General features: G+C 58.8%; 36 protein-coding genes and 1 pseudogene. 21 read left to right on the top strand and 16 right to left on the bottom strand.

Annotation, left to right across the window (positions count from 1 at the left end; all coding sequences use genetic code 11):
* Nucleotides 1-56: 56 nt before the first annotated feature.
* Complete coding sequence (locus tag SynRS9907_RS07960; RefSeq protein ID WP_188020603.1) at nt 57-233, bottom strand: hypothetical protein; 177 nt, start codon at nt 231-233, stop codon at nt 57-59.
* 458 nt (nt 234-691) lie between these two features.
* Complete coding sequence (locus tag SynRS9907_RS07955) at nt 692-1,003, bottom strand: hypothetical protein (RefSeq protein WP_188020602.1); 312 nt, start codon at nt 1,001-1,003, stop codon at nt 692-694.
* 966 nt (nt 1,004-1,969) lie between these two features.
* Between SynRS9907_RS07955 and SynRS9907_RS07945 the strand changes: the two are divergent.
* Nucleotides 1,970-3,357 (top strand): annotated as a pseudogene (locus SynRS9907_RS07945) (PhoH family protein).
* 57 nt (nt 3,358-3,414) lie between these two features.
* Complete coding sequence (locus SynRS9907_RS07940; RefSeq protein ID WP_255445826.1) at nt 3,415-4,299, top strand: LOG family protein; 885 nt, start codon at nt 3,415-3,417, stop codon at nt 4,297-4,299.
* A 12-nt stretch (nt 4,300-4,311) separates the two neighbouring features.
* Here SynRS9907_RS07940 and SynRS9907_RS07935 read toward each other — a convergent pair whose 3' ends face one another.
* From SynRS9907_RS07935 to SynRS9907_RS07910, 6 genes are all read right to left on the bottom strand, one after another.
* Nucleotides 4,312-4,632: a hypothetical protein gene (locus tag SynRS9907_RS07935; RefSeq protein ID WP_188020599.1), complete on the bottom strand. Its 321-nt coding sequence runs from the start codon at nt 4,630-4,632 to the stop codon at nt 4,312-4,314.
* A 49-nt stretch (nt 4,633-4,681) separates the two neighbouring features.
* Nucleotides 4,682-5,425 (bottom strand): fatty acid desaturase, encoded by a 744-nt coding sequence (locus tag SynRS9907_RS07930; RefSeq protein ID WP_255445825.1) that lies wholly within the window; start codon nt 5,423-5,425, stop codon nt 4,682-4,684.
* Nucleotides 5,415-6,371: an orange carotenoid-binding protein gene (locus SynRS9907_RS07925; RefSeq protein WP_186540490.1), complete on the bottom strand. Its 957-nt coding sequence runs from the start codon at nt 6,369-6,371 to the stop codon at nt 5,415-5,417. Before SynRS9907_RS07925 ends, SynRS9907_RS07930 begins: the two co-directional genes overlap by 11 nt.
* Nucleotides 6,372-6,546: 175 nt before the next feature.
* Complete coding sequence (locus tag SynRS9907_RS07920) at nt 6,547-6,702, bottom strand: hypothetical protein (protein ID WP_170951393.1); 156 nt, start codon at nt 6,700-6,702, stop codon at nt 6,547-6,549.
* 103 nt (nt 6,703-6,805) lie between these two features.
* Nucleotides 6,806-6,982: a hypothetical protein gene (locus SynRS9907_RS07915; RefSeq protein ID WP_188020597.1), complete on the bottom strand. Its 177-nt coding sequence runs from the start codon at nt 6,980-6,982 to the stop codon at nt 6,806-6,808.
* 49 nt (nt 6,983-7,031) lie between these two features.
* Complete coding sequence (locus tag SynRS9907_RS07910) at nt 7,032-7,211, bottom strand: hypothetical protein (RefSeq protein WP_114989333.1); 180 nt, start codon at nt 7,209-7,211, stop codon at nt 7,032-7,034.
* A 197-nt stretch (nt 7,212-7,408) separates the two neighbouring features.
* On the opposite strand from SynRS9907_RS07910, the gene SynRS9907_RS13945 reads away from it, so the two are divergent.
* On the top strand, nt 7,409-7,579 hold the full coding sequence (locus SynRS9907_RS13945) for a hypothetical protein (protein ID WP_223157652.1): 171 nt from the start codon (nt 7,409-7,411) through the stop codon (nt 7,577-7,579).
* Between the two features lie 297 nt (nt 7,580-7,876).
* On the opposite strand, the gene SynRS9907_RS07905 is transcribed toward SynRS9907_RS13945, so the two are convergent.
* Complete coding sequence (locus tag SynRS9907_RS07905; protein ID WP_188020596.1) at nt 7,877-8,104, bottom strand: hypothetical protein; 228 nt, start codon at nt 8,102-8,104, stop codon at nt 7,877-7,879.
* 197 nt (nt 8,105-8,301) lie between these two features.
* On the opposite strand from SynRS9907_RS07905, the gene SynRS9907_RS07900 reads away from it, so the two are divergent.
* The 7 genes from SynRS9907_RS07900 to SynRS9907_RS07870 all read left to right on the top strand — a co-directional run bounded on the left by SynRS9907_RS07900 (nt 8,302) and on the right by SynRS9907_RS07870 (nt 12,236).
* Entirely contained in the window at nt 8,302-8,469 is a 168-nt protein-coding gene (locus SynRS9907_RS07900; RefSeq protein ID WP_188020595.1) for a hypothetical protein, read from the top strand.
* A gap of 44 nt (nt 8,470-8,513) precedes the next feature.
* Nucleotides 8,514-9,224 carry a response regulator transcription factor gene (locus SynRS9907_RS07895; RefSeq protein WP_188020594.1) on the top strand — a complete coding sequence of 237 codons (711 nt, stop codon included), beginning with the start codon at nt 8,514-8,516 and terminating at the stop codon, nt 9,222-9,224.
* 122 nt (nt 9,225-9,346) lie between these two features.
* The gene (locus tag SynRS9907_RS07890) at nt 9,347-9,580 is read left to right on the top strand and encodes a hypothetical protein (protein WP_115082419.1); all 234 of its coding nucleotides are present in this window, start codon (nt 9,347-9,349) and stop codon (nt 9,578-9,580) included.
* Nucleotides 9,581-9,754: 174 nt separating this feature from the next.
* Nucleotides 9,755-10,624, top strand: coding sequence for a phycobilisome rod-core linker polypeptide (locus tag SynRS9907_RS07885; protein ID WP_188020593.1), 870 nt, complete (start codon nt 9,755-9,757; stop codon nt 10,622-10,624).
* A gap of 446 nt (nt 10,625-11,070) precedes the next feature.
* A complete protein-coding gene (locus SynRS9907_RS07880) occupies nt 11,071-11,679 on the top strand; it encodes a hypothetical protein (RefSeq protein ID WP_188020592.1) in 609 nt (202 codons plus the stop codon).
* Nucleotides 11,680-11,691: 12 nt separating this feature from the next.
* Nucleotides 11,692-11,916, top strand: coding sequence for a hypothetical protein (locus SynRS9907_RS07875; protein WP_011364493.1), 225 nt, complete (start codon nt 11,692-11,694; stop codon nt 11,914-11,916).
* A 65-nt stretch (nt 11,917-11,981) separates the two neighbouring features.
* On the top strand, nt 11,982-12,236 hold the full coding sequence (locus tag SynRS9907_RS07870) for a hypothetical protein (RefSeq protein ID WP_011364492.1): 255 nt from the start codon (nt 11,982-11,984) through the stop codon (nt 12,234-12,236).
* On the opposite strand, the gene SynRS9907_RS07865 is transcribed toward SynRS9907_RS07870, so the two are convergent.
* The gene (locus SynRS9907_RS07865; protein WP_188020591.1) at nt 12,218-13,456 is read right to left on the bottom strand and encodes a cytochrome P450; all 1,239 of its coding nucleotides are present in this window, start codon (nt 13,454-13,456) and stop codon (nt 12,218-12,220) included. The genes SynRS9907_RS07870 and SynRS9907_RS07865 overlap by 19 nt on opposite strands.
* Before the next feature lie 82 nt (nt 13,457-13,538).
* On the opposite strand from SynRS9907_RS07865, the gene SynRS9907_RS07860 reads away from it, so the two are divergent.
* Entirely contained in the window at nt 13,539-13,790 is a 252-nt protein-coding gene (locus SynRS9907_RS07860) for a hypothetical protein (RefSeq protein WP_255446037.1), read from the top strand.
* A 2-nt stretch (nt 13,791-13,792) separates the two neighbouring features.
* Here SynRS9907_RS07860 and SynRS9907_RS07855 read toward each other — a convergent pair whose 3' ends face one another.
* Together SynRS9907_RS07855 and SynRS9907_RS07850 are read right to left on the bottom strand one after the other, a co-directional pair.
* Complete coding sequence (locus SynRS9907_RS07855) at nt 13,793-14,248, bottom strand: lipocalin-like domain-containing protein (RefSeq protein ID WP_188020589.1); 456 nt, start codon at nt 14,246-14,248, stop codon at nt 13,793-13,795.
* 124 nt (nt 14,249-14,372) lie between these two features.
* Nucleotides 14,373-14,582: a DUF1651 domain-containing protein gene (locus SynRS9907_RS07850; protein WP_255445824.1), complete on the bottom strand. Its 210-nt coding sequence runs from the start codon at nt 14,580-14,582 to the stop codon at nt 14,373-14,375.
* Between the two features lie 225 nt (nt 14,583-14,807).
* Here SynRS9907_RS07850 and SynRS9907_RS07845 point away from each other — a divergent pair, with 225 nt between their 5' ends.
* The 5 genes from SynRS9907_RS07845 to SynRS9907_RS07825 all read left to right on the top strand — a co-directional run bounded on the left by SynRS9907_RS07845 (nt 14,808) and on the right by SynRS9907_RS07825 (nt 16,111).
* Entirely contained in the window at nt 14,808-15,173 is a 366-nt protein-coding gene (locus tag SynRS9907_RS07845; RefSeq protein ID WP_041434839.1) for an AbrB family transcriptional regulator, read from the top strand.
* A gap of 70 nt (nt 15,174-15,243) precedes the next feature.
* On the top strand, nt 15,244-15,435 hold the full coding sequence (locus SynRS9907_RS07840) for a hypothetical protein (RefSeq protein ID WP_186493333.1): 192 nt from the start codon (nt 15,244-15,246) through the stop codon (nt 15,433-15,435).
* 48 nt (nt 15,436-15,483) lie between these two features.
* Nucleotides 15,484-15,651, top strand: coding sequence for a hypothetical protein (locus SynRS9907_RS07835; RefSeq protein ID WP_188020587.1), 168 nt, complete (start codon nt 15,484-15,486; stop codon nt 15,649-15,651).
* Between the two features lie 81 nt (nt 15,652-15,732).
* On the top strand, nt 15,733-15,915 hold the full coding sequence (locus SynRS9907_RS07830) for a hypothetical protein (RefSeq protein WP_156783053.1): 183 nt from the start codon (nt 15,733-15,735) through the stop codon (nt 15,913-15,915).
* Nucleotides 15,916-15,961: 46 nt separating this feature from the next.
* Nucleotides 15,962-16,111: a hypothetical protein gene (locus SynRS9907_RS07825; protein ID WP_170950621.1), complete on the top strand. Its 150-nt coding sequence runs from the start codon at nt 15,962-15,964 to the stop codon at nt 16,109-16,111.
* On the opposite strand, the gene SynRS9907_RS07820 is transcribed toward SynRS9907_RS07825, so the two are convergent.
* Both SynRS9907_RS07820 and SynRS9907_RS07815 read right to left on the bottom strand, forming a co-directional pair.
* Nucleotides 16,108-16,536, bottom strand: a complete 429-nt coding sequence (locus SynRS9907_RS07820) for a hypothetical protein (RefSeq protein ID WP_188020586.1) — start codon at nt 16,534-16,536, stop codon at nt 16,108-16,110. The two genes, SynRS9907_RS07825 and SynRS9907_RS07820, sit on opposite strands and share 4 nt — an antisense overlap.
* Nucleotides 16,537-16,646: 110 nt before the next feature.
* Nucleotides 16,647-16,808, bottom strand: coding sequence for a hypothetical protein (locus SynRS9907_RS07815; protein WP_170950620.1), 162 nt, complete (start codon nt 16,806-16,808; stop codon nt 16,647-16,649).
* A gap of 119 nt (nt 16,809-16,927) precedes the next feature.
* Here SynRS9907_RS07815 and SynRS9907_RS07810 point away from each other — a divergent pair, with 119 nt between their 5' ends.
* The 3 genes from SynRS9907_RS07810 to SynRS9907_RS07800 all read left to right on the top strand — a co-directional run bounded on the left by SynRS9907_RS07810 (nt 16,928) and on the right by SynRS9907_RS07800 (nt 17,505).
* Nucleotides 16,928-17,080 (top strand): hypothetical protein, encoded by a 153-nt coding sequence (locus tag SynRS9907_RS07810; protein WP_170951563.1) that lies wholly within the window; start codon nt 16,928-16,930, stop codon nt 17,078-17,080.
* 83 nt (nt 17,081-17,163) lie between these two features.
* Nucleotides 17,164-17,325: a hypothetical protein gene (locus SynRS9907_RS07805; protein ID WP_188020585.1), complete on the top strand. Its 162-nt coding sequence runs from the start codon at nt 17,164-17,166 to the stop codon at nt 17,323-17,325.
* Between the two features lie 3 nt (nt 17,326-17,328).
* A complete protein-coding gene (locus tag SynRS9907_RS07800) occupies nt 17,329-17,505 on the top strand; it encodes a hypothetical protein (protein WP_188020584.1) in 177 nt (58 codons plus the stop codon).
* On the opposite strand, the gene SynRS9907_RS07795 is transcribed toward SynRS9907_RS07800, so the two are convergent.
* A complete protein-coding gene (locus tag SynRS9907_RS07795; RefSeq protein WP_170950618.1) occupies nt 17,499-17,648 on the bottom strand; it encodes a hypothetical protein in 150 nt (49 codons plus the stop codon). The genes SynRS9907_RS07800 and SynRS9907_RS07795 overlap by 7 nt on opposite strands.
* Before the next feature lie 108 nt (nt 17,649-17,756).
* Between SynRS9907_RS07795 and SynRS9907_RS07790 the strand changes: the two genes are divergently transcribed.
* A complete protein-coding gene (locus SynRS9907_RS07790; RefSeq protein WP_188020583.1) occupies nt 17,757-19,430 on the top strand; it encodes a protein adenylyltransferase SelO family protein in 1,674 nt (557 codons plus the stop codon).
* Nucleotides 19,427-19,963 (top strand): DUF924 family protein, encoded by a 537-nt coding sequence (locus SynRS9907_RS07785; RefSeq protein WP_188020582.1) that lies wholly within the window; start codon nt 19,427-19,429, stop codon nt 19,961-19,963. The genes SynRS9907_RS07790 and SynRS9907_RS07785 overlap by 4 nt, the downstream gene beginning before the upstream one ends.
* Here SynRS9907_RS07785 and SynRS9907_RS07780 read toward each other — a convergent pair.
* Nucleotides 19,952-20,131 (bottom strand): hypothetical protein, encoded by a 180-nt coding sequence (locus tag SynRS9907_RS07780; RefSeq protein ID WP_188020581.1) that lies wholly within the window; start codon nt 20,129-20,131, stop codon nt 19,952-19,954. The genes SynRS9907_RS07785 and SynRS9907_RS07780 overlap by 12 nt on opposite strands.
* Between the last annotated feature and the right edge of the window lie 34 nt (nt 20,132-20,165).

Genomic DNA, 20,165 nt, shown 5'->3' with positions numbered 1-20,165 from the left:
GAAAGGAAAGGCGCTTTTAAATTCCGATGACCGGCTCGTTGGCTGAGCCGTTCAAATCAGGACTCTTGTGCTGGTTCCTCCTGGGGAATGGCACTGGAGTTGAGACTCGATGGGTCGGCGCCTTGGCTCAACTCTTCCGCTTTGGCCAATCGCTCCACCAGGCTGAGGGTGTCGTTGGGAGACAACTCGCCGTCATCGCCCCACTTGAGACTGGCAAGGTCAAGTGGGCACATAGGGGAGCGTGATACTTCTTGGAAGCTATGGGTACAGAGATGGCTGCTGAGGCAATGCTCCCTGAAGATTCACGAAAGAAATCCTGAACTGAGTAACCACTCGATACTCATTGGTTGGTCACGCTTTCGTCCACGCACGATCCTGCCTTCATGGCAGCAGGCAATCGGGAAGGGTGGCTTACTTGCTCTGTGCCTTCCCCCCTGCCACGTTTTCACACTGCAAGCTGCTGCAAACAAGAAAACCCCGGAGTGACGGCTCCAGGGCTTCCCTTATTCACCCGAAAGAATCAGTTTCAAAACTCTCTCGGATTCGAGGAGGAAAACCCCAAGAGCATGGAGGAGCTCAGGGCATTCACTCGACGACCGCCGACAGATCGCATGAACTGCCGCCGGTGTGATCAATCAACTCCTGTGCATTCGCTTCTCGATACCCCCATTTGGGGTGGTCATCGCAACGGTCATCTCAACCAAGGCGATTGCGTCACCTCCAGGGTGTACTCCCCTGTGCGGGTGAAGCGCAGCGGGATCGAGTTGATGCGGATGTAGGTCTCGCCCTGCTCGGCAGCCAGAAAGCTGAACTCATGCTCAGGACTGTTCACCATCACGTTGCCGCCGCGCTGCATGAAGTCACAGCGAAAGGTCTCCAAGGTGGTGTTGGGGCCGTCGTAGCTGAGCAGTCGACAGGTTGAGGCAACGATCTCAGCACTTGCCGGAATGGCTGTGGCGATGGCAAGGCATGCCGCGGTGAGGCTGGTTCGAATGCAAATCATCGGAGCACCCCGCAGTGCGTTGCGTTCGATTCGTACCCTCACTCTGCAGCCTCAATCCTTTCCAAGCCGGCGGTGTTGGGTGACTCGCAAGATTCTCTTAAGCATTGCGGGGCGCGTCTGCAACTGATCTGCGCGATAGTTGATCTACGCGAAAGGGCCGAGAGACCACGACGCGAGATCTGAATAAGAGGAAACTCCAATGAGCAGGAGAGGCATTCATCCCCTTTTGATGGGGTTAGACAAAACCGAGCAAAAAACCGAGGAGCCATCAAAGCAAAGCGATCTCACCGGTAATGAATCGGCTCAACGCAAGCGGTTCATCCGTTCCGAGGAAGAAGATTCAGGCAACCAGCAGGCTGCTTGATCAATTAACGAACAACTGATCAGAGCGCGGTCGAATCCATCCTTCTGCGTGATCCATCAACCGTTCTTCCTTTGGGAAGAGCGGTTTCTTTTTGTGTAAAGGAATGGGTTAAGTACCTATTGATTCTGGAGGGGAGAGGAGTAGAGATAAGTCAGCGACAAGGAGAGAGATGGTCACGATCTGTTCAGGCTTTTTCGATCTATGCATCCCGCTCAACGCCTTTGATAAGACGCAGCCAGGCCAGGCGGATGAACCCAAACAAGCGATGAAATCTCAGCACGATCTGTACTGGGAGGAACGTTGCGACAAGTCCCCAACGGCACCGGGTTGCAAGATCTACGACGACTGAGCACCGCTCACTCGAGTTGAGACATGCGAGGCAATCCAATGAATTGCCTTCTGGTCAAACAACAACTCTTGGTTGTTCTGCTTCGGGTTGTTGTTTGCCATCCCGGAGGTCTTGCTTTGCCTCCGTGATATTTGCAAGAGAAGCGAAAAGCCCACCGTTGACGTGGCAAATCACAATGCTGTGGCTTTTTCTGCTCGCTCAGAAGTTCAGGGTTGGCATGTCAACGCCAATCAACGTTTCGGTGTGAACTCTAATGAAAGACAAAATTGTCGTTCTCGACACGAATGTGCTGCTCCACGATCCTGAGGCGCCGCACCGCTTTGGTGATCTAAGGGTTGTGATCCCCATGCAAGTGGTTGAAGAAATTGATCGCTTCAAGAAAGATCACTCTGAAAAAGGCCGAAATGCCCGGCGGATTTCAAGGCTCCTGGATTCCTACCGGGCCCGCGGAAGCCTTGCCGATGGCGTTCCGATTGAGGGGACGAACCACGGCATGCTGCAGGTGATTTTCTGTCAGGCCCAAGCCCTTCAAGACTTACCGGCAGAGTTGCAGGGTGGTGGTGGTGACAACAACATCCTCGCGGTGGCCCTCGAGCAGATGCGATGCAGCGGGCTGAAACAGGCGCCCGAGGTTGTGTTGATCAGCAAAGACATCAACCTGCGAATCAAGGCTGATGCGGTGGGCCTGCAAGCCGAGGACTACGTCAATGACAACGTTTCGATTGACGATCTCTACTCAGGCTTCCGTGAAGTCAGCACCGATGCGGAGACGATTCAGACCCTGCATGACGAGGAGCAGCTGCCGCTGGAAGCTGTCGCCGATCCCGAGGAGCAGCATCTTCAGGCCAATGAAGGTGTGGTGCTGGTGGATCAGCACAACGACAGCCACACTCTGCTGGCCCGGCATCAAGGCAACAGCAACATCATCAAGCCGCTTCAATGGCTGAATCGCGCGCATTTGGGCCGCATCAGACCAGAAACCGCGAGCAAAGCTTCGCGCTGGATCTGCTGCTTGATCCATCCGTCGCTCTGGTGACTTTGGTGGGCAAGGCCGGCACAGGCAAAACGTTGCTGGCCATCGCCGCGGGTTTGCACCAGGTGGCCGACACCCATCACTACGCCCGCCTGTTGGTGACGCGCCCACCGATCTCCCTCGGCAAAGACATTGGCTACCTGCCGGGCACGCTTGAGGAGAAACTCGGCCCCTGGATGAAGCCGATCATCGACAACATCGATTTCATCACCGGTTCCTCCCCTGGCGAGGAGGCTGAGCAGACGAAGAAGCAGCGGCACCGCGAACCACGCAATGCCTGGGCCGACCTGCAAGGCATGGGCTTGTTGGAGGTTGAGGCGATCAACACCATCCGCGGCCGATCGATTCCCCATCAGTTCCTGGTGGTGGATGAGGCACAAAACCTCACGCCCCTGGAGGTGAAAACGATCGTGACGCGGGTGGGTGAAGGAACCAAGGTTGTCTTCACCGGTGACCCTTATCAAATCGACAATCCCTATGTGGATGCCGAAAGCAACGGGCTCACCTGGTTGGTGGAAAAGCTCAAAGGTCAGCCCCTGGTAGGCCACATGACCCTCACCAAAGGAGAACGCAGTGAACTGGCTGAATTGGCGGCCAACATCCTCTGACGCAAGACGACAACGCCGATATCGCCGAGATCGCTACCACCAATGACTGTTGAACACATGACCCAATTCCCAAGTACTGCATCACCTGAGCAAGCCAACCTGGATGCAATTCTGAATTCCCCCACTTACAGAATTGCCCACGAAGATCAAGACCTTCTGAACAGCAACGACATGCGTGGTGTGCGCATGCTGCTTGAAATCACCAAGCCGGATCTGCATCTGGAAACAGCTGGGATTGAATCGACGATCATTGTTTTTGGTGGCGCCAGGATTGTCGACAACGACACCGCAGCAGCGAAGCTTGCGCAAGCCGAGCAACGGCTCAGTGAAACTCCAGGCTCACCGGCGTTGAAGCGCCAAGTCGTCCATGCGCAACAGCTCGTGGAGTTGTCTCGTTTTTACGATGCAGCTCGGGAATTCGCCTCATTGGCATCCCGGCACGGACAGTGCAACAGGGAACAACCCCACGATTGCTCATCTCACGTGATCGTGACCGGTGGTGGGCCGGGAATCATGGAAGCCGCTAACCGGGGTGCCTTTGAGGCCGGCTGCCGCTCGATTGGGCTGAACATCACCCTTCCGTTTGAGCAACATCCCAATCCCTACATCACCCCTGATCTCTGCTTCAAGTTCAACTACTTCTCACTGCGCAAATTCCATTTTGTGATGCGCTCGATTGGCGCCATCCTCTTCCCGGGCGGCTTTGGAACGCTCGATGAACTGTTTGAGCTGCTCACCCTCAGGCAGGTCGGCACCAAAGGCAGCATGCCCATTGTTCTATTTGGAACAGAGTTCTGGCGAAGGCTGGTGGACTTCGACTACCTCGCCGAGACGGGCTTAATTTCCGATGACGACCTCGATCTGATTCATTTCTCGGATTCAGCGGAAGAAGCCTGGGATTTCATCCGCAGCCGAACGGGAGCAGAGCCTGAGAGTAATTAATCAGATTATTGATCAGAACATCGACATGGCTTTGATCTTGCTCAGCTTCAGTTGATTGAGACCATTCAGATCGTCGTAGTTGATCAGCTTCTGCTTGATCATATCTGCCAAGATGAACAGGATGTTACTGAAATCAAATTCCATCCTCCCTTCATATTGATAGCGCTCCGTACTCAGATAATCGTGAAATTGCCAGATTGATTCAGGCGTGTCCAGCTTGGTGCTCAAATTCTTGAGATTGTCAATCAAGATCACGATGGATCGCTGTTTGCCCAGATCAAAAGCCTGCCGGGCAACCGCTTCTTCTTCAGAGGTCCAATCGGTTGCAGACATTGGGGTGTGAGGGGGAGGGAGCGTAGGGAAACTGGTTCTGATTCAGAACTCAGTGCACCAATCGACCAGTGCGTAGTTCCGGCAACAGGAACCAGGGAGCTTTGGGATGGTTGTGATGCTCGCGATGGTAGCCAAAATGGTAACAAGCGAGCAGTGATACAAACGGATGAAGATTCAAGCTTTTGATTGAAACTTCGTGGCCTGTTTGTTTGTGTTCTTTTCGATGGGGCAGGTAAGTGCCAACAAAGAAAAGTTGTGCGGTGCTGATCAGCAAAGGAAGCAGAAAAACCACAGAAACTGTGATCAACGGCTGGCTCTGATGCGGTTGCGCTGCAAGCAGCAGAACCGTGAGAACGAGGACCAGTCGGCTGAGTTGTGCTGCGTTGAGGTAGTTGCGCATAAAGCGAACCAACCAAGCCAGCAGCGATCGGTTGTTGGTGGGGCAGAAGTCGGGGTCAGCCTCCGATTCAGGCATGCGGTGATGCCGATGGTGGTTCCGTTTGCAGGCGTCGTAGTTGAGGCCGGCGTAGAGCCATAAACAGACCCGGCCGATTTGTTGATTGATCCCTGCATGGCCCGGCACCAGGCTGTTGTGCATGGCGTCGTGGGCAAGGATGAACAGGCCGGTGTGCAGGAAGCTGCGGACCAGAACCCAGGCGGTGATCATCAGGGGATGCAGCTGATCCAGGTCAAACTGCAGGCCGATGACCAGGGTCACCAGCCAGGAGAAGCCGATCAGGGCCCCCAGCTGGAGACCGCGCCCCGCGCTGCCCTTCAAGTTGTCACTTGGCACCAAGCTTGAGCAGTTCAGCGGGCGAGGCGAGCAGGTCGATGGCAACGAAGTAGATCTTGTCGTTTTCATCGAGCAGGAAGCGCCAGGCCACGTTCATGCCCACTTCGCGGCCGAACCAGGGGGTCTGCACTTTGCCGGTGACCTTGATCTGGTTGAAGCCACCTTCTGCCGGTTCGCCGAAGCCGCCCTGGGGCATCAGCTTCAGGTTCTGGCAATCGCGCTTGAAGAATTTGAGGATCGCTTCGCGGCCCACGATCGGACGCTGGAAGGGGGGCTGAAGCGCACCGTCGTCGAGGAAGAGATCGATCAGCTGATCGAAATCGTTGGCGTTCAACAGCTGCATGTAGCTGAGGATCGTCTGGTTGAGCACGCCGGGGATGAAGATTTCCTCGCGTTCTTCCACTGGCGTGGGGGCGACGATCGGCTCGGCAACGATTTTGTCGTCGTCAATGTTGGGGTCGAATCCCATGTCGACGACGAAGTTGCGCAGCAGGGTGATCTGCTGGCCCTGCTCCACCTTCTTCACCGCCTCGAGCACGGAGTTGGCGTTAGCGGAGAGCTTGTAGCCCTGGGGGATTGGGGCGACTTTGCCCTGGCGCATGTATTCGCCCAGCTCGTACCAGAAGCAGAGCTTCACGTTCACCGACCAGTAGGCGTAGGTGCTGGAGATCGGGCTGTTGATCTTGGCGGCCAGGTCGCACATGACCTTGGTCTGCTCGTCGAAGCTCATCGCCAGGATCTGGTCGAGGATCGGGCGAGCCAGTTCCATCCTTGCGGCGCCGGGGGCGGCAACAGTGATGGTCTGCCCCATCTCGAGGTAGGCGAACCAGATCAGGGCGAGTTGATCTTCTGCCGAGAGCAGCTTGAAGCGTGCGGTGATGGCCGGAACGGCATCAGCAGTGAGGGTGTCCGGGAAAATCTGGCGAGCTTTATCGAGCGTGAACATCCAGGACGGATCGAGGGGTTTACAGACTGTAACACTATGTTTCGTTATGTAAACAGGCCTCTCTGCCTGGTTTTTTGCTCGTTATCGAACACTCGCTGCTGCAGGGTTTTGCCTGGTGTCTCGCCTGCTGATGGGGTTCTTCTCTGTTCCTGTTTGGTCGTTTTAAGGCAGAGGCCTACGTCTGCTGACGCAGTTTCTTGAGTTGATCCTCGATCTGAAAGCGCAGCTGCCTCAGGTTTTCAACATTGATCTGGTGTTCGCCGGAACTCCAGTGCTGCGGGTTGGCGACACGGATCTCCAGCTCGCGCAGGCGGGAGCGATCAGATTGCATGGCGAACTCCACGGCCGGATCAAGTCTGTTGCCGCAGCTGCCGCCACTACATGAGTTTTTTTACTGGGTAAGGGAAAACGACTGATTTGCTTCGGAAGTGGGCTCAGATGGAACCTGATTCGAGCAGGTGGTCCATCAAAGCCGCATAGAGCTGGGTCTTCATGTTCAACAGGCAGGCCTGTTCGTTGGCATCACCACCGGGCCAATTGGCGTAAGCCTCTGATACAGCCCGGTGCAGAAGACGCAACGCATCCGTTTCCACCGAGATGGTGGTGACCATTTGGCTGTCTTCCATTGCCGTCAATCGTTAGTAAGGAAATCAGCTGACTTCAGAGGCCCTGGGACTGCTGGCGCACGATCCAGGCTGAGGCGGCTTGTTGTTGTTTCCAGGCCACCAAGAGGTCTTTGGCAATGCTTTTCAGAGCCGCAAGATCATCCGAGTTATCGATCTCGCGTGAAAATTTCTCGATTTCAAATTTCTGGCCCAGAGTCAACGCGATGGGTTCCATTGGCTTGTGGCTTTGTGAGCGGAACGTACCCGAGAACTTTTGAGGCTGCAAATGGAAAACGTAGTAGTTGCAACCGATTTGAGGAAAGAATGCTCAACTCAATGCATTGCTTGCATTACAGAACATTTCTGAATGCCGCTGATCGCTCGGATCGCAAAGGCTTATGGCCTTAGAAAGCATGTACAGGCCTGGAGCTGATGCATTTCTCCTGGGAAAAACATCTGGAATTGTCCAGGAATGTAGCTGTTGCCTCAGACGAAAATCAGGGCATGGCTCTCGCTCTGATGGGTGTTGCTCTCACCATGCTGGCCACTGATCTTTTGACCCATGAGTTGAAGGTGTCGGTCTTGCCGTCCTCCAGGGCTTGATTCAGAGAAAGTCCATCTCGTCTTCATTGTTGTCGTCTTCCCTCGATTGAATCCAGAGGGCGGAGAGCGGAAAGATGAAGCAGCCGGCAATCAGGACTTCCATGGGCTTTGGACTTGGTTGCAGCCACGATCCGGTGGATTCCAGCGAGAAGCTGTATCAACCGCTGTCGTGCTTCTTGAATTTGGTTGCCGATCAATCCGTTTGATCGTGTTGAGTGTTTGTGCCTAATCAGCCCAGGCTCACCAAGGTGACCCCGGCCACAAACAGCAGAACAGACAGCACCAGCAATCCACTGTTCATCGGTTGCTGGCGCGTTTGATCGAGTCCATCCCCAGGCGTGCCGCCCGGCGCCCCAAACCCACCGCTGCTTTGGCGGTGCTTTGGATCACATCCTTGGCGGTGCTGCGGACCCTGCGGGGGCTGCGTTGCATGGCATCGGGCCAGGATCCCTCCGGCCAGCGCGGCACCCGGCGGCCAACACGGTCACCGAGTTGAAGCAGGGATTGGCGTAGCCGGCTGGCCACAGATTTGAAGCAACAACATCAATGTGCTGGCTCCACCTCAATGCTGTTGTGCCAAATGACACGAAGGGGCTCAGGTGCCTACTTCGTTGCTCTAAATCAATCAATTGAGGGATATGGCCACACAGATGGCTCCCCCAACTGAGGGATGTGTAATCCATTGGCGTGTTGCTGAATAAGGAAGCGCGTCGCCGGTTGGTATGTCTCCTCTCTATGACCTGATTCTTCAGCGCAAGGGCGAGCTGCAGACCGAAACGGTGCAGGTGGTGGATGCCGCCCAGGCCTGGCGCCTGGGGCGGGAGCGCTATCCCCACTGCATCCGCGGTGTTGTGCGTCGCTATGCTGGGCATGATGGCTCTCGCAGCTGAGCCATCCAAACGCCGCTAAAAGAGAGGCATCCGAAAAGCCTGGGATGGAGCTGCGGCTCGAGTCGCGCGCATTGAACGAAGCCATCGAAGCGACGGCGCAGTTTTTCAAGACCCAGCGGGTGGTGGCTTGCTGCGGTGATCGCTTCACCCTGGCTTGCCTGTGCTTGGCCGAGCCGATTCGCCGTGCCGTGGTGGGTGCCGCCACCACTGAAGACGAGGGCTTTGAGCTCGTGCTGCGCCACAAGCCGAGCCTGCTGATCTGCACCTCGGATCTGGAGACCGGCTACGGCATGAACCTGCTGCGGCGGGTGAAGGCGGAGCTGCCCACCTGCCAGCTGTTGATCGTGCTGGTGCGCGAAACCCAGGCCGTGGTGCAGGAGGCGATGAAGGCCTATGCCGATGCGGTGATCTTCAAATCAAGCCTCGGCACCGGCAAGGGCGATTTCGTTCAAGCCCTTCAAACCCTTTCCGAAGGCGGGGTGTATCTCCCCGAGGAGATTCGCCAGCTCGGTGCGGCCCAGGCGCCGAACCCCAACCTGCCGCCGTTGATTGAAGAACTCACCGAACGGGAGCTGGAGGTGGTGGCCGGCGTGGCCCGCGGCCTCACCAACCAGGGCATCGGCAGCAGCCTCGGCATCTCGGTGGAAACGGTGAAGACCCACGTTGTGAATGCCAAAGACAAGTTGGGTGCAGCTGATCGCACCCAATTGGCGGTGATGGCGTTGCTTTACGGATTGATCGATCCCCTCGGCTGAGCCCTGGGGGGGGGCTGTTCGTTGATTGCCGTTTCGGTGATCGCCTGTTCGGTGATCACGGTCGTGATCGTGCTTCGGTGGCCAACGCTGGATCCATAGGGTCTCGGCGTTGCTTTGTTGTTATGTCTGAGGAAACCACCAACCAGCAGTCCTGCGGCGGCAAGAAGCGGGCGATGCTCGCCTATGGCCTGGTTCAGATCTCCGCCACCGTAGTGTCGGCCGTGTCGTTGGCGGCCATTGCTGTTGGTCTGTGCGCCGTGAAGCAGGAGAGCCGCCTGTTCAACGGCTGCGTTGAAACCGTTGTGGCTGAGGGCCGCTCCCAAGCCGAAGCCGTTCGCTACTGCAACGGCGGTTGATCGCGCAAGAACTCAGTTCAGAACTGGCTTTTTAGCCGTTTCAAGTTGTGGCGATCACGTTGCAGTCAGAGGCTTTGATTGCGCCATGTAACGCTCACTTTGAACTATTTATAAGTTCATCAGCGCGCATGAAGTCATCGCCATAACTTGAACTGAATTTCATTGGTCTTTCGGATGCCAGCTCTGAAGTACAAGCGGGATTTCACCCACGATCAACGGGTGTCCTTCGCCTTTGCGAACTCCGCGACTGCCACCAAGAGCGCCAGCTCCAACGCCGGCAAAGCTGCATCCAGCACCGCTGAATACAAGCAGAACCAATGCGCCTCGATGGGCATCGGCATGGGTCCTCGCATCCATGAGGTCTGCCCCTTCGGAGCGGTGAACCACTCCTATGCCGCCACCGGCAGCTCGGCTCTGGAAACCGCCATCGCCGCGGCCTACAAGCAGGTGTTCGGCAACATCGGCATCTCCGACAGCCAGCGCCTCACCTCCCTGGAAGCCTTCCTCTGCGATGGCCGCATCAACGTGCAGGGCTTCATGGGCGGCCTGGTCAAGTCTGACCTCTACAAACAGAAGTTCTTCCACGCCGTGTCGCCCATGCGCGGCATCGAGCTCACTACCAAGCACCTGCTGGGCCGTCCTCCGGTGAGTCAGCAGGAAATCAGCGCTGGCATCCAGCTGATTGCTGACCAGGGCTTCGATGCCTTCGTCGACAGCCTCACCCACTCCGAGGAGTACCTCGAGACCTTCGGCACCGACACGGTTCCCTACCTGCGCGGCTTCAAGTCGGAAGCCCGGGCCGCCTGCTCCACCTTCGTGGGCATGGCTGACGTCACCCCGGCCAACGCCAGCGCCGAGCACGTGATGTACACCGGCCCTCTGCTGGTGAAGCGCCTCACCAAAGACCTCAGCACCTTCACTGCCGGTAGCGGTGGCTTCGGTGGCGATGGTGCTGGCTTCTCCTACACCAACGCCGTCAAGAACGCCCGCAACAGCGCCTACCGCCGCATGTATGGCGGCAAGTTCAACTACGGCAGCTATTGATCCCCTGCCTAAAGCAGGGATCATTCGATCAATGAACGGCAGGAGGGACAACCCTCCTGCTTTTTTCATGGGTATTCCTACTTATTGAGAATGGTCCCCATTCCCGTAAGGTCGGCAGACTATTTGCTTGGGCATGCACTACTTCGGGATGTTGGTGCATGAGAGCGGCCAAGTGACGCCGTTATTTGGCACTGAAGTTCTCGAAGTTGCGGTCTCTAAATTCTTTGAATGCTGTCTGAGAGCGGGATACAAGCCCACTGATGTCCATCTGCGCTTGATCAAATCGGCGTCACCCAAATTTCCAGTGGAGATCTGTCTGGATAAAAATCTCTTGATATCGGGCTACAACCTGCAGGTCGAGAACTATCAATAATTTGCTGATCCTTTTTGGGATGCCGCTGGTTCGTGGGGATGACATCTTGGAGATTGCCCCCGCCTGATGTTTCGTGGCCAGCCCCGCCGACGCCGACGCCAACCTCAAGCGGGCCCTCGAGCAGCTCAATGAGAACGAGGCGGCCGTGGCCGAGGCGATCAATGAGGCCCGCGCCGAGCATGCCCGCAGTGCACCGCCCCTCACCGGGCTGGCCCTGCTGGAGCGCATCGATCAGCTGGCCAGCCAGCGGTCTCTCGACAGTCAGGATGCGGCGATCCTCTGCCACTGGCCCGATGCCGCCTCCATCGGTCAGGCCTGGTTCGAGCTCAAGCACCCCGGCAAGAGCGTGCCCAGCCCAATGCTCGTGCTCGACGCCTACCTCGTCGGCGCCCCGCCGTTTCTGAGCAAGGCCCAGCGGGATCTGGTGGGAGATTGGTACCGCAGCAGGGTGAGTGCCAACCCCGAGTACACCGATGCCGTCACCGGAGCAGCCAAGGCCTTTGTGCTGATCGGTGATCTCAACGCCAGTTCCGCTGGCATGGCCTGGCAGACGATCATTCCCGATCTGCTCGAGCAGGGCCACGATCTGGAGTTCAACGTCACCAAGGAACAGGTGACGGCGGCGGCGGCCCGCTGGATTGTTGCGGTGGCTGACACCTTCACGCCACCATCGCTGGATTGACGCGAGCGATCGATGGGTCTGCAGCTGGTTTCCGCCGATTACCTCCATGAGGACGGCATCACCTACCGGATCCGCCGCGACAGCCTCGAGCAGGACTTCACGATTGAGGAGAAGCGCGACGGCGCCTGGGTGGATTGCGGCCTGGATCAGGCGGTGAAGGATGTGAACTTCGCCGAGTTCAAGCGCCTCGGCCTGCTGATCAAGAAGGTGATGGATGCCGATCAGTGGCTGGCCTGAGCGGCCATGAGTCGCGGCTGCCGGCCGGCCGCGCCAGGATGTAACGAATTCGTTACACGTTTCTCATGACCGTCGGAGAAATCTTTCTGGAGAGCCTTTCCACCGGTGTGATCACCGAGCACGAGGTGAACTGGCTGGCCTCGCACCAGACCAGTTTTGATCGGCCGGAAGAAGCCGCCGCCATCCGCCTCGGACGCCTGATGGACCAAGGCCAGATCAACCTCGGCTGCCGCCTGCCGGAGCCGATGCTGCGCCACCAGGAGGTGCTGGTGGACTGGATCGAACCCCTTGGCCGTCGCCGTCACCGCGCTGCTGCCTGAACAAGCAGGCCATCTTTTGGGGTGGGGCTGGGGATCAGCTGCAGCGCCAGGTCTTGATCCGGCTGCAGCTGCAGCGCCACCGTCTGCAGCAGCCCCACCGCCATCAGGCGGATCTCCAGTTCCGCCAAAGCTTTGCCCAGGCAGACCCGCTCGCCGCCGCCGAAGGGCAGCAGCGTCTGCTTGAACGAGCCATCCAGGTGGCGTTGCGGCCGGAATGCCGTCAGTTCGTCGTCATCACTGACAGACGTCGGGCTCAGCACCACCTGAATCACGCTGCCTTCGGGAACAGTCACCCCCGCCAGCTCGATCGGCGCCAGGCTGCGCCGGAAGAACCCTCCCACCGGTGGCGTCAGCCGCATCACCTCCAGAACCGTTGCGTCCAACTTTGGTGATGCTGGATCATCATTCAGGCCGTCCCGCAACCAGCTCTCCACCTCGGGGTTGAGCAGCAGTGCCCGGAACAGGCAGCTCAGCGATGAAGCCGTTGTCTCGTAGCCGGCGAAGAGCAACAGCAGCAGCTGTTCGGCCAGGTCGTCATCGTCCAGGGGAATGCCGGCTTCATCCAAGCCGCCGCTCAGCAGATCAAGCCCGCCTTGGTTGGTGCCCCCCTGGAGCACGCCCTTGATCCGCTTCAGCAGCCGTTGGCGTGCGGCCATCGCCTTGGCGAAGGGAGTGCCGGGAATCGCCAGCGGAATTGAGAACAGAGCCCGGGTCCAGATCTCGAAGTCGGCGAACAGGGCATCACGGCTGGCGCCATCCAGCCCCAGCACTGTGGTGGCGATCACCGCAAAGGCGAAGCGCCGCATCCGTGCCGCCAGCGGCAGCGCTGTGTTGGTGGCGATCAGCTCCTGGCAGAGCTCTTCCACCAACTGCTCGATCGACGGGGTGTAGCGCGCCAGTGCTGCGCTGGAGAACAGCTGCCCCACCACCCGACGCCGGGCTTTGTGTCCTGGCCCACTGCGGTTGGCCAGCGATTGGTTGCCCAGCAGTTGCCGCACGCTTTCGGGCCACCAGCCCTGGAGGGAATCCCCCTGCCCCAGCAGGTCGCCGATGGCCCGTTCGCCGCGGATGAACACCATCCGTTGGGCCAGCAGCTTGGTTTCGAACACATCGCCGTGGGTCTCGAAGCGACGCTGGGCGAAATCCGCCTGGGTGAAGAAGGCCAGGGTTTCACCCAGTCCGCTCACGGCGCCTGTGCTGGGGAGGGGAGTGGTGGCCATCGCAGCTCGGCGTGAGCTGACGTTCTAAGGCTGACAGTGCTGCAGGCGCTGGCTATCTCAACGGGTGTGTTGTGCCTTGTCTGTGGAACTCAAGTCTTTGCTGTTTGTGCTGATCGCCCATTTGATCAGCGCTGGCCTCTCGAAAACCGTTGCAGCCCAGAAGGCGCGCAACAGCAACCGCTGGGCTCTTGCGGGTTTTCTGTTTGGCCCGTTGGGTCTGATTGCTGCGGTGGGCATGCCGGACCGTCATCAGATTGTTTATCTCCGCTATCTGGCTGAGCAGCAGGGCTACCAACCCCGCCACGCCTGTGGTGGCCAGAAGGGCGAAGCCTGAATTCAGCGGCAGTGCTGAAAACGAACAATGCTGCGGGTGAGGCCTTTCTCGGGCCAGTTGGGCATCACACGCCAGGGGGTGTGCACCGTGAGCACGTCGCCGTCGATCGCGAAAAAGCGGGTCTGTTCCGTGCCCACCCATTCCGGATTCCAGGCCACATCCACCTGGGTGATCCAACGATCACCCTCGAGCCGGTATTTGCCGGTGTAGGCGATCATGCTGCTCAGCAGGGCAGATCGCTCCTCGGCGTTGCTGCCCGGTTGGCGACCCTCCGCCGAAAGCATGAAGGAGAGACGACCCTCCGCCGTGAAGATCACATAGCCGCTGGGGTTGTCCCCCATCGGTGAGAAGGTGGTGCCGTTCGCTTGTTCTTCAACGTCGTAGCTCAACAATTGCCACGCGCCATGCACGCTGGTGGAACTGATCGCTTGGGCGGGCTGAACCGAACTGACGCTCACAACTGAATCTGTTCCTGTGCGGCAACCTATCGATCGTGGCTTCGCTTTGACAGCCTGAAGCGAGGCATTGCTGCGCAATTGATGCCATTGATTGCCGAACCAGTAGCGACGACAACGAAAGTGATCAGCGTGCTGGAGCGCGGCAGGGCCGCCAGCCCCGTTTCAACATCACACTCCAGGTATCGATCGCGTACTGATCCAGAACGCGGCGATGGCTGAGGGGTTCCGGTGGTCTGGGCGGGTCGTAGTGATACGTCCTGATTAAGACCCAGGCCGTGCCTTCTGAATTCAGATCCGGCTTGAAATGCACCACCCGCTGTTGGGTTGTGTTCACCAACCATCCCTCTCTTCCCATATCGGGCGGCGATTCGGATTGTGATTGGGAGTTGGCCATCTCAACCAATTGTCGAGGCCAACGGTTTGATGCTGAGGGCTATGTCAAACCACCAACACATGCTGATTTTTTGTTTTCACAGCAAATCAACTGAATTCAGCTCTTTTTCCCCTTGTTAACAGCACAACATTTGCTCTAATAGAGAAGTCACGACCTCACAGACCCATGCTTACCGGAGCTGAATTGCTCAACCGCGTCAAGGAACTTGGCGATTGCGCCAAAACAGACCTGGCTAGAGGCTGTGGCTACGTCGTCACCAAAAAAGACGGCTCTGAACAGGTGAAATTCACCGCCTTCTATGAAGCTCTGCTGGAAGCTAAGGGCCTGTCTTTCTCCACGGGTGGATCCGGTGTGGGCAAAGGTGGCCGCAAGCTTTCCTACAAAGCTGTGGTTCAGGGCAATGGCAATTTGTTGATCGGCAAGGCCTACACCGCTCTCCTGGAATTGCAGCCCGGAGATGAATACGAGATCAAGCTTGGACGCAAGCAGATCCGCCTGATTCCCGTTGGTGGATCCGAAGAAGAGGATTGATCTCCGGTTCAGCAGCAACACCATTCTCCCCGTGGTTCCTTTAGGTTTCACGGGGACTTTTTTGGCTCCGATGCCCTACCAACCCACCAAGGAGCATTTGGACCATCAAATTCCAGATGCGTTCAAGAGCATTAACAGCCTGATGCGCCAGCTGAAGCAGGACATCGGCATGGATGACCGCTACATCTCTCTGATGTTGGATGCTCTGTCGCGGGAGTATTCCTCCAAGCAGCCGATCCGAGAAGGTTTCGGCTTTCGTTGAACGACAAGCTGTTGCTACCAACCGGTGGAACGGCGTCTCCGTCCACCCATGAAACGACTCCTGCTCGTCCACAACCTGGTTCATGGTCAGAGCGTTGTGCATGAACTGGACGACAAGGATTTCGCCGTGGAGCTTGTGGAGGGCGACCCGGAGGATGATGATCAGGGCGAGATGGATGTGGAGAGTCGTTTTTTCATCCGCGTCGACAACGAATGAGCTCTTGTACGCAGCTCAGCACAGAGATGATTGAACCGTCTGGATCAGCGCTATCGCGGAGTCATCTGTGGGTGCAAGCTGATGGCAACGCGTTACGTGCTTCGGACGGGGGAGGTCATCCACTCCAACCGCAACCCCGAAGAGCTCGACGTCTACTGCTATCGAACCGGCGCCAACGACCACACCTGTCTGCTGCTCTCCGATCAATCCGAAGCGGATTTCCTGCTCCGCTACGGATCTGAAGAGTTGAACGTGGCCTATTGACGCTGCTCGGATCGTGGCCTGAATGGGTGGGCATCTAGGCAACGCCATGGACGACGTCAGGCTGCAACAGCTGCTTCAGGAGGCAGAAGAGCATCTCCGTGCCCGCAGCTGCCGCCAGCGCTATGAGCGTGCCGTGGTCCGTCTGCCCGACAGCCGCCGTGGTATCTGGTTCGGTGATGACAAGCGTGCGGCCTAAGACGCGCCGTTGACCAGAAGGGCTGGCTCCAGGGGGGCGTGCAGCAACTCAAAAACCGAATCGATGCGCTCGGCCTCCACCTGCGAGATCGAGAGCATCAAGGCCAGCAGATCCAGCCGTCGCCGCTCCTCGGCGGAGTAGGGACCATCCGAGCGCATCAGTTCTGAGGCCATGGCGTAGGCCGTGAGTGCTTGAGCGGCCGTGAGCGCCTTGGCGGCCTCCAGCATCAGCGCCTTGGTGCCCTTCTCCAGGCGCATGGCCAGCACCGCATCCATCAGCAGCACCACCTCGTTTTCACTCATCCGGCAGTAGGGCTCGCGGTAGTCGAGGGCATGCCGGAATGCCCTGGCCCCAGCCCGGCTGAGGGTGTCGTCCCACGACACCGCGGTGAGGCCAACGGCCGCAAAAGCAGTGACGACATTCATCGGGAATGGCGCAAGCGTTGACCAACTGTCAACGAATGGCCTGGATCCCTGTTGTTAAAAGTGCAACAGCTCTGTGCAGATGAGTCGTTGCACCTAGTCGGCCCCTCGCATCATTCCGGCAGGCGCTCCACGGCCACATGCATGAACCGCTTCACCATGGCGATCGGCCAGCCTTCCCGCTGCAGGTCTTCAGCGATCTGATCGATCTGAAAGCCGATCTCTTCGGCCACCAGCTCTTCCAGCAGCTGGTTCGAATGTTGCGTGGTGGTCATGGGCCGGTGCTCAAGCTCAGCAGCACTGCATCGGGCCTAACCCACCTCGGCTGTGTTTCGCCACCTTGATTTGATCGCGTTCGGTTGCAGGCTTGCGGCGCTGTTGCCAGCTTGAAGGCATGAAACAGGCTTCCCTGCTGCGGCGCATCGGCACCTACCTGCTCGGCTTGGTCGATGAGTACTGGGCCATGCGTCGTCCCTGGCAGTACGGCACCAAGCAACCCCAATGCGGGCTGCAGTGCGATGGCGATCACTGCGAACCCGTCGACTGAGTCAGCCCTGCGCACAATGCGCGTTTACACGGGTTGCCGCTCCTCCCTGTCCCCACAACAGTGAGGTCAGCACTGGAGATGAGATGGAGTTCAAAAGCCGCATTTTTGCCACCTCGCGTGGGTCCACCATCGATGCCATCGGCGATGGCAAGTACCTGGTGTGCAATCCGGTCTATTGCTTCATGGTGCATGGCCTGCGCCAGGCCCATGAGGCCGTGCAACGTCAGGAACAGCCCGCGCTCTGAGCCATGGCCGAATACCGGATTCACTGCAAGCACTGCGGCTATGAGGGGCAGGCCAACTCCCGTTGGATCCCCTTCGCGCAGGTAGAGAAGCGTGGGCAGGATTGCCCCCATTGCGGTCGCCCCACCCTGCTGGAGCCCTGGTGCAGGCTGCGGGCTGAGGCGTCCATGCCTGATTACTGAAAGGTCTGCCAGCTGCTGGTGAGCCACTGGGGAGCCACGCTCCACCAGATGGCCGTGGCCACAAAAATGGCGGTGAGCCCGATCAGGCTGGTGATCAGCTCCTCCTGCCGGTTGTCGGAGCGAAGTTTCCTGGCTTTGCCCACGGTTGTTGTTGGATGCTTCCCTCGGTGTAAGGCCTCGGCTCGGCCTTGGCCATCGGTCAAAACACCCGGCCGCAGCTCTGGCGATGATGGGTTCAGTGTCAGGGTCCGATGAGCATCGCCACGTTTGCTGAGTTCGCCGAACGGGCCGACTACTCCCTGCTGGAAGCCCTCACGCCTGACCCGGAGTCCACCGCGGATGGGGAGGACCACCGTCCCCGCCAGGTGCTCTCGGGCCACTACGTTCCGGTGACGCCCACCCCGATCCCCGAGCCCCAATACCTGGCGCACAGCCGCAGCTTGTTCAGCGAGCTTGGTCTCAGCGACGACCTCGCCCAGGACGATCAGTTCCGCCGCATGTTCTCCGGTGATCTCAGTGTGGCCACCGGTCCGATGCGGCCCTGGGGCTGGGCCACCGGCTACGCCCTTTCGATCTACGGCACTGAATACACGCAGCAGTGCCCCTTTGGTAATGGCAATGGCTACGGCGATGGCCGAGCCATGTCGGTGTTTGAGGGGGTGTTTGAAGGGCGCCGCTGGGAGATGCAGCTCAAAGGTGGCGGTCCGACCCCCTACTGCCGTGGTGCCGATGGCCGAGCCGTGTTGCGCTCGAGCGTGCGTGAGTTTCTGGCGCAGGAGTTCATGCACGCCCTCGGTGTGCCCACCTCCCGTTCGTTGACGCTCTACGTCTCCCACGCCGAGTCGGTGCGACGGCCCTGGTATTCCGAGAACTCACGTTCGATTGACCCGGACGTGATGGTCGACAACCCGGCCGCCATCAGCACCCGGGTGGCGCCCTCATTTCTGCGGGTGGGTCAGCTGGAGTTGTTCGCCCGCCGCGCCCGCAGTGAGGCCCATCCCCGGGCGCACCAGGAGCTGCACCTGATCGTGGCGCACTTGATCGAACGCAATTACCGCCAGGAGATCGATCCCGGCCTGCCCTTCAGCGACCAGGTTGTGCTGTTGGCGCGCTTGTTCCGTGATCGGCTTACGAGCCTCGTGGCCAACTGGATCCGTGTGGGCTACTGCCAGGGCAACTTCAACAGCGACAACTGCGCCGCCGGTGGCTTCACCCTCGACTACGGCCCGTTCGGCTTCTGCGAGCTGTTTGACCCGCGCTTTCAGCCCTGGACCGGTGGCGGTGCCCACTTCTGCTTCTTCAACCAGCCGGCGGCTGCGGAGGCCAATTACCGCATGTTCTGGAAATCCCTGCGCACGCTGATGGAGGGCCAGGCGGAGGTCCAGGCCCAACTGGATCAGTTGCTGGAGGATTTCCCTGCTGCCATGCAGCAGGCCATGCAACGGATGTGGAGCAGCAAACTCGGCCTGTCCAGTGCCGACGACGCACTGGTGCAAGAGCTGTTGAAGCTCCTCGTGGAGTCCAGTGCCGATTACGCGATGTTTTTCCGCCGCTTGTCGGATCTGCCCGAGCAGATCGATCCGCTGCGGGACTGCTTCTATCTGCCCCTTTCGGAAGCCCTCCAATCCCAGTGGAACGACTGGTTGCTGCGCTGGCGTGCCCAGTGGCCCAATGGCGTTGATCCGGCTCTGATCTCCGCTGGCATGCGGCGGGTCAATCCGGCCATCACTTGGCGCGAATGGTTGATCGCGCCGGCCTATCAGCAGGCCGGCGAAGGAGACACCTCCTTGATGGCTGAACTGCAGCAGCTGTTCAGCACGCCCTACGACACTCCTTCCGCTGAATTGCTAGCCCGCTACGACCGCTTGAAACCGCGGGAGTTCTTCAGCGCCGGTGGGGTGTCCCACTACAGCTGTTCGTCTTGAGTGCCGACGACGTTCTGGAGTTCTGGTTTCAGCAGTGCCGTCCCTGGCAGTGGTTTCGTCGCCGCGACAGCTTCGATGCCCTGGTGCGAGAGCGGTTCGGGGAGGCTGTTGAGCGCGCCCTCGCTGGAGAGTTGGACCACTGGAGCTGTGGGCCCAGCAGCGGTCTGGCCCTGGTGCTGCTGCTGGATCAATTCACCCGTCAGATCTGGCGTGGTGAAGCCAAGGCTTTTGCCGGAGATCCTCAGGCTCTGAAGCTGAGCTTGGAAGCGCTGGAACGGGGATGGATCGCAGTGGAATCGCAACGACCGCGGCGGCAGTTCTGGCTGATGCCTCTCCTGCACAGCGAAGACATCAGCGTGGTGGCCTGGGCCATCCCTTTGCTGGAGTACTTCGCGGACGCTGCCACCGCCGATGTGGCCCGCCGGCATCTCCTCGAGCTGCAGCGCTTTGGCCGCTATCCCCACCGCAATGCTGCTCTTGGACGGGTGAGTTCACCGGAGGAAATGGTTTTTACGCAGCAATCACAACCTTGAGGGTTCCTCCCCTTCATCCTGCATCAGGCGGAGCGCCGCATTCATCACGGCAGTTTTCACCTCCCGTCGTTCCAGTCCCTGGCGCTCGAAGTGACGGACGATGCGTGATAAGTCCCACCAGACGGCCACTTCCACTTCATCCATCTCATTGGCGATATGGAGTGTCATGGCTGTGCTGGGTCCTGTTTCAGCTGTAGCCCGT

Origin of the sequence: Synechococcus sp. RS9907, from assembly GCF_014279615.1 — a bacterium.
In the GTDB taxonomy this organism is placed as follows: Bacteria; Cyanobacteriota; Cyanobacteriia; order PCC-6307; family Cyanobiaceae; genus Parasynechococcus.
This window is presented reverse-complemented; position numbering and strand designations above follow the sequence as displayed.

What these genes read in the sequence shown, in the direction of transcription:
- SynRS9907_RS07960 (WP_188020603.1), bottom strand. Translation starts at nt 233, where the DNA reads ATGTGCCCACTTGACCTTGCCAGTCTCAAGTGGGGCGATGACGGCGAG.
- SynRS9907_RS07955 (WP_188020602.1), bottom strand. Translation starts at nt 1,003, where the DNA reads ATGATTTGCATTCGAACCAGCCTCACCGCGGCATGCCTTGCCATCGCC.
- SynRS9907_RS07940 (WP_255445826.1), top strand. Translation starts at nt 3,415, where the DNA reads ATGACCCAATTCCCAAGTACTGCATCACCTGAGCAAGCCAACCTGGAT.
- SynRS9907_RS07935 (WP_188020599.1), bottom strand. Translation starts at nt 4,632, where the DNA reads ATGTCTGCAACCGATTGGACCTCTGAAGAAGAAGCGGTTGCCCGGCAG.
- SynRS9907_RS07925 (WP_186540490.1), bottom strand. Translation starts at nt 6,371, where the DNA reads ATGTTCACGCTCGATAAAGCTCGCCAGATTTTCCCGGACACCCTCACT.
- SynRS9907_RS07920 (WP_170951393.1), bottom strand. Translation starts at nt 6,702, where the DNA reads ATGCAATCTGATCGCTCCCGCCTGCGCGAGCTGGAGATCCGTGTCGCC.
- SynRS9907_RS07915 (WP_188020597.1), bottom strand. Translation starts at nt 6,982, where the DNA reads ATGGTCACCACCATCTCGGTGGAAACGGATGCGTTGCGTCTTCTGCAC.
- SynRS9907_RS07910 (WP_114989333.1), bottom strand. Translation starts at nt 7,211, where the DNA reads ATGGAACCCATCGCGTTGACTCTGGGCCAGAAATTTGAAATCGAGAAA.
- SynRS9907_RS13945 (WP_223157652.1), top strand. Translation starts at nt 7,409, where the DNA reads ATGCATTTCTCCTGGGAAAAACATCTGGAATTGTCCAGGAATGTAGCT.
- SynRS9907_RS07900 (WP_188020595.1), top strand. Translation starts at nt 8,302, where the DNA reads ATGTCTCCTCTCTATGACCTGATTCTTCAGCGCAAGGGCGAGCTGCAG.
- SynRS9907_RS07895 (WP_188020594.1), top strand. Translation starts at nt 8,514, where the DNA reads ATGGAGCTGCGGCTCGAGTCGCGCGCATTGAACGAAGCCATCGAAGCG.
- SynRS9907_RS07890 (WP_115082419.1), top strand. Translation starts at nt 9,347, where the DNA reads ATGTCTGAGGAAACCACCAACCAGCAGTCCTGCGGCGGCAAGAAGCGG.
- SynRS9907_RS07885 (WP_188020593.1), top strand. Translation starts at nt 9,755, where the DNA reads ATGCCAGCTCTGAAGTACAAGCGGGATTTCACCCACGATCAACGGGTG.
- SynRS9907_RS07875 (WP_011364493.1), top strand. Translation starts at nt 11,692, where the DNA reads ATGGGTCTGCAGCTGGTTTCCGCCGATTACCTCCATGAGGACGGCATC.
- SynRS9907_RS07870 (WP_011364492.1), top strand. Translation starts at nt 11,982, where the DNA reads ATGACCGTCGGAGAAATCTTTCTGGAGAGCCTTTCCACCGGTGTGATC.
- SynRS9907_RS07865 (WP_188020591.1), bottom strand. Translation starts at nt 13,456, where the DNA reads ATGGCCACCACTCCCCTCCCCAGCACAGGCGCCGTGAGCGGACTGGGT.
- SynRS9907_RS07845 (WP_041434839.1), top strand. Translation starts at nt 14,808, where the DNA reads ATGCTTACCGGAGCTGAATTGCTCAACCGCGTCAAGGAACTTGGCGAT.
- SynRS9907_RS07840 (WP_186493333.1), top strand. Translation starts at nt 15,244, where the DNA reads ATGCCCTACCAACCCACCAAGGAGCATTTGGACCATCAAATTCCAGAT.
- SynRS9907_RS07835 (WP_188020587.1), top strand. Translation starts at nt 15,484, where the DNA reads ATGAAACGACTCCTGCTCGTCCACAACCTGGTTCATGGTCAGAGCGTT.
- SynRS9907_RS07830 (WP_156783053.1), top strand. Translation starts at nt 15,733, where the DNA reads ATGGCAACGCGTTACGTGCTTCGGACGGGGGAGGTCATCCACTCCAAC.
- SynRS9907_RS07825 (WP_170950621.1), top strand. Translation starts at nt 15,962, where the DNA reads ATGGACGACGTCAGGCTGCAACAGCTGCTTCAGGAGGCAGAAGAGCAT.
- SynRS9907_RS07820 (WP_188020586.1), bottom strand. Translation starts at nt 16,536, where the DNA reads ATGAATGTCGTCACTGCTTTTGCGGCCGTTGGCCTCACCGCGGTGTCG.
- SynRS9907_RS07815 (WP_170950620.1), bottom strand. Translation starts at nt 16,808, where the DNA reads ATGACCACCACGCAACATTCGAACCAGCTGCTGGAAGAGCTGGTGGCC.
- SynRS9907_RS07810 (WP_170951563.1), top strand. Translation starts at nt 16,928, where the DNA reads ATGAAACAGGCTTCCCTGCTGCGGCGCATCGGCACCTACCTGCTCGGC.
- SynRS9907_RS07805 (WP_188020585.1), top strand. Translation starts at nt 17,164, where the DNA reads ATGGAGTTCAAAAGCCGCATTTTTGCCACCTCGCGTGGGTCCACCATC.
- SynRS9907_RS07800 (WP_188020584.1), top strand. Translation starts at nt 17,329, where the DNA reads ATGGCCGAATACCGGATTCACTGCAAGCACTGCGGCTATGAGGGGCAG.
- SynRS9907_RS07790 (WP_188020583.1), top strand. Translation starts at nt 17,757, where the DNA reads ATGAGCATCGCCACGTTTGCTGAGTTCGCCGAACGGGCCGACTACTCC.
- SynRS9907_RS07780 (WP_188020581.1), bottom strand. Translation starts at nt 20,131, where the DNA reads ATGACACTCCATATCGCCAATGAGATGGATGAAGTGGAAGTGGCCGTC.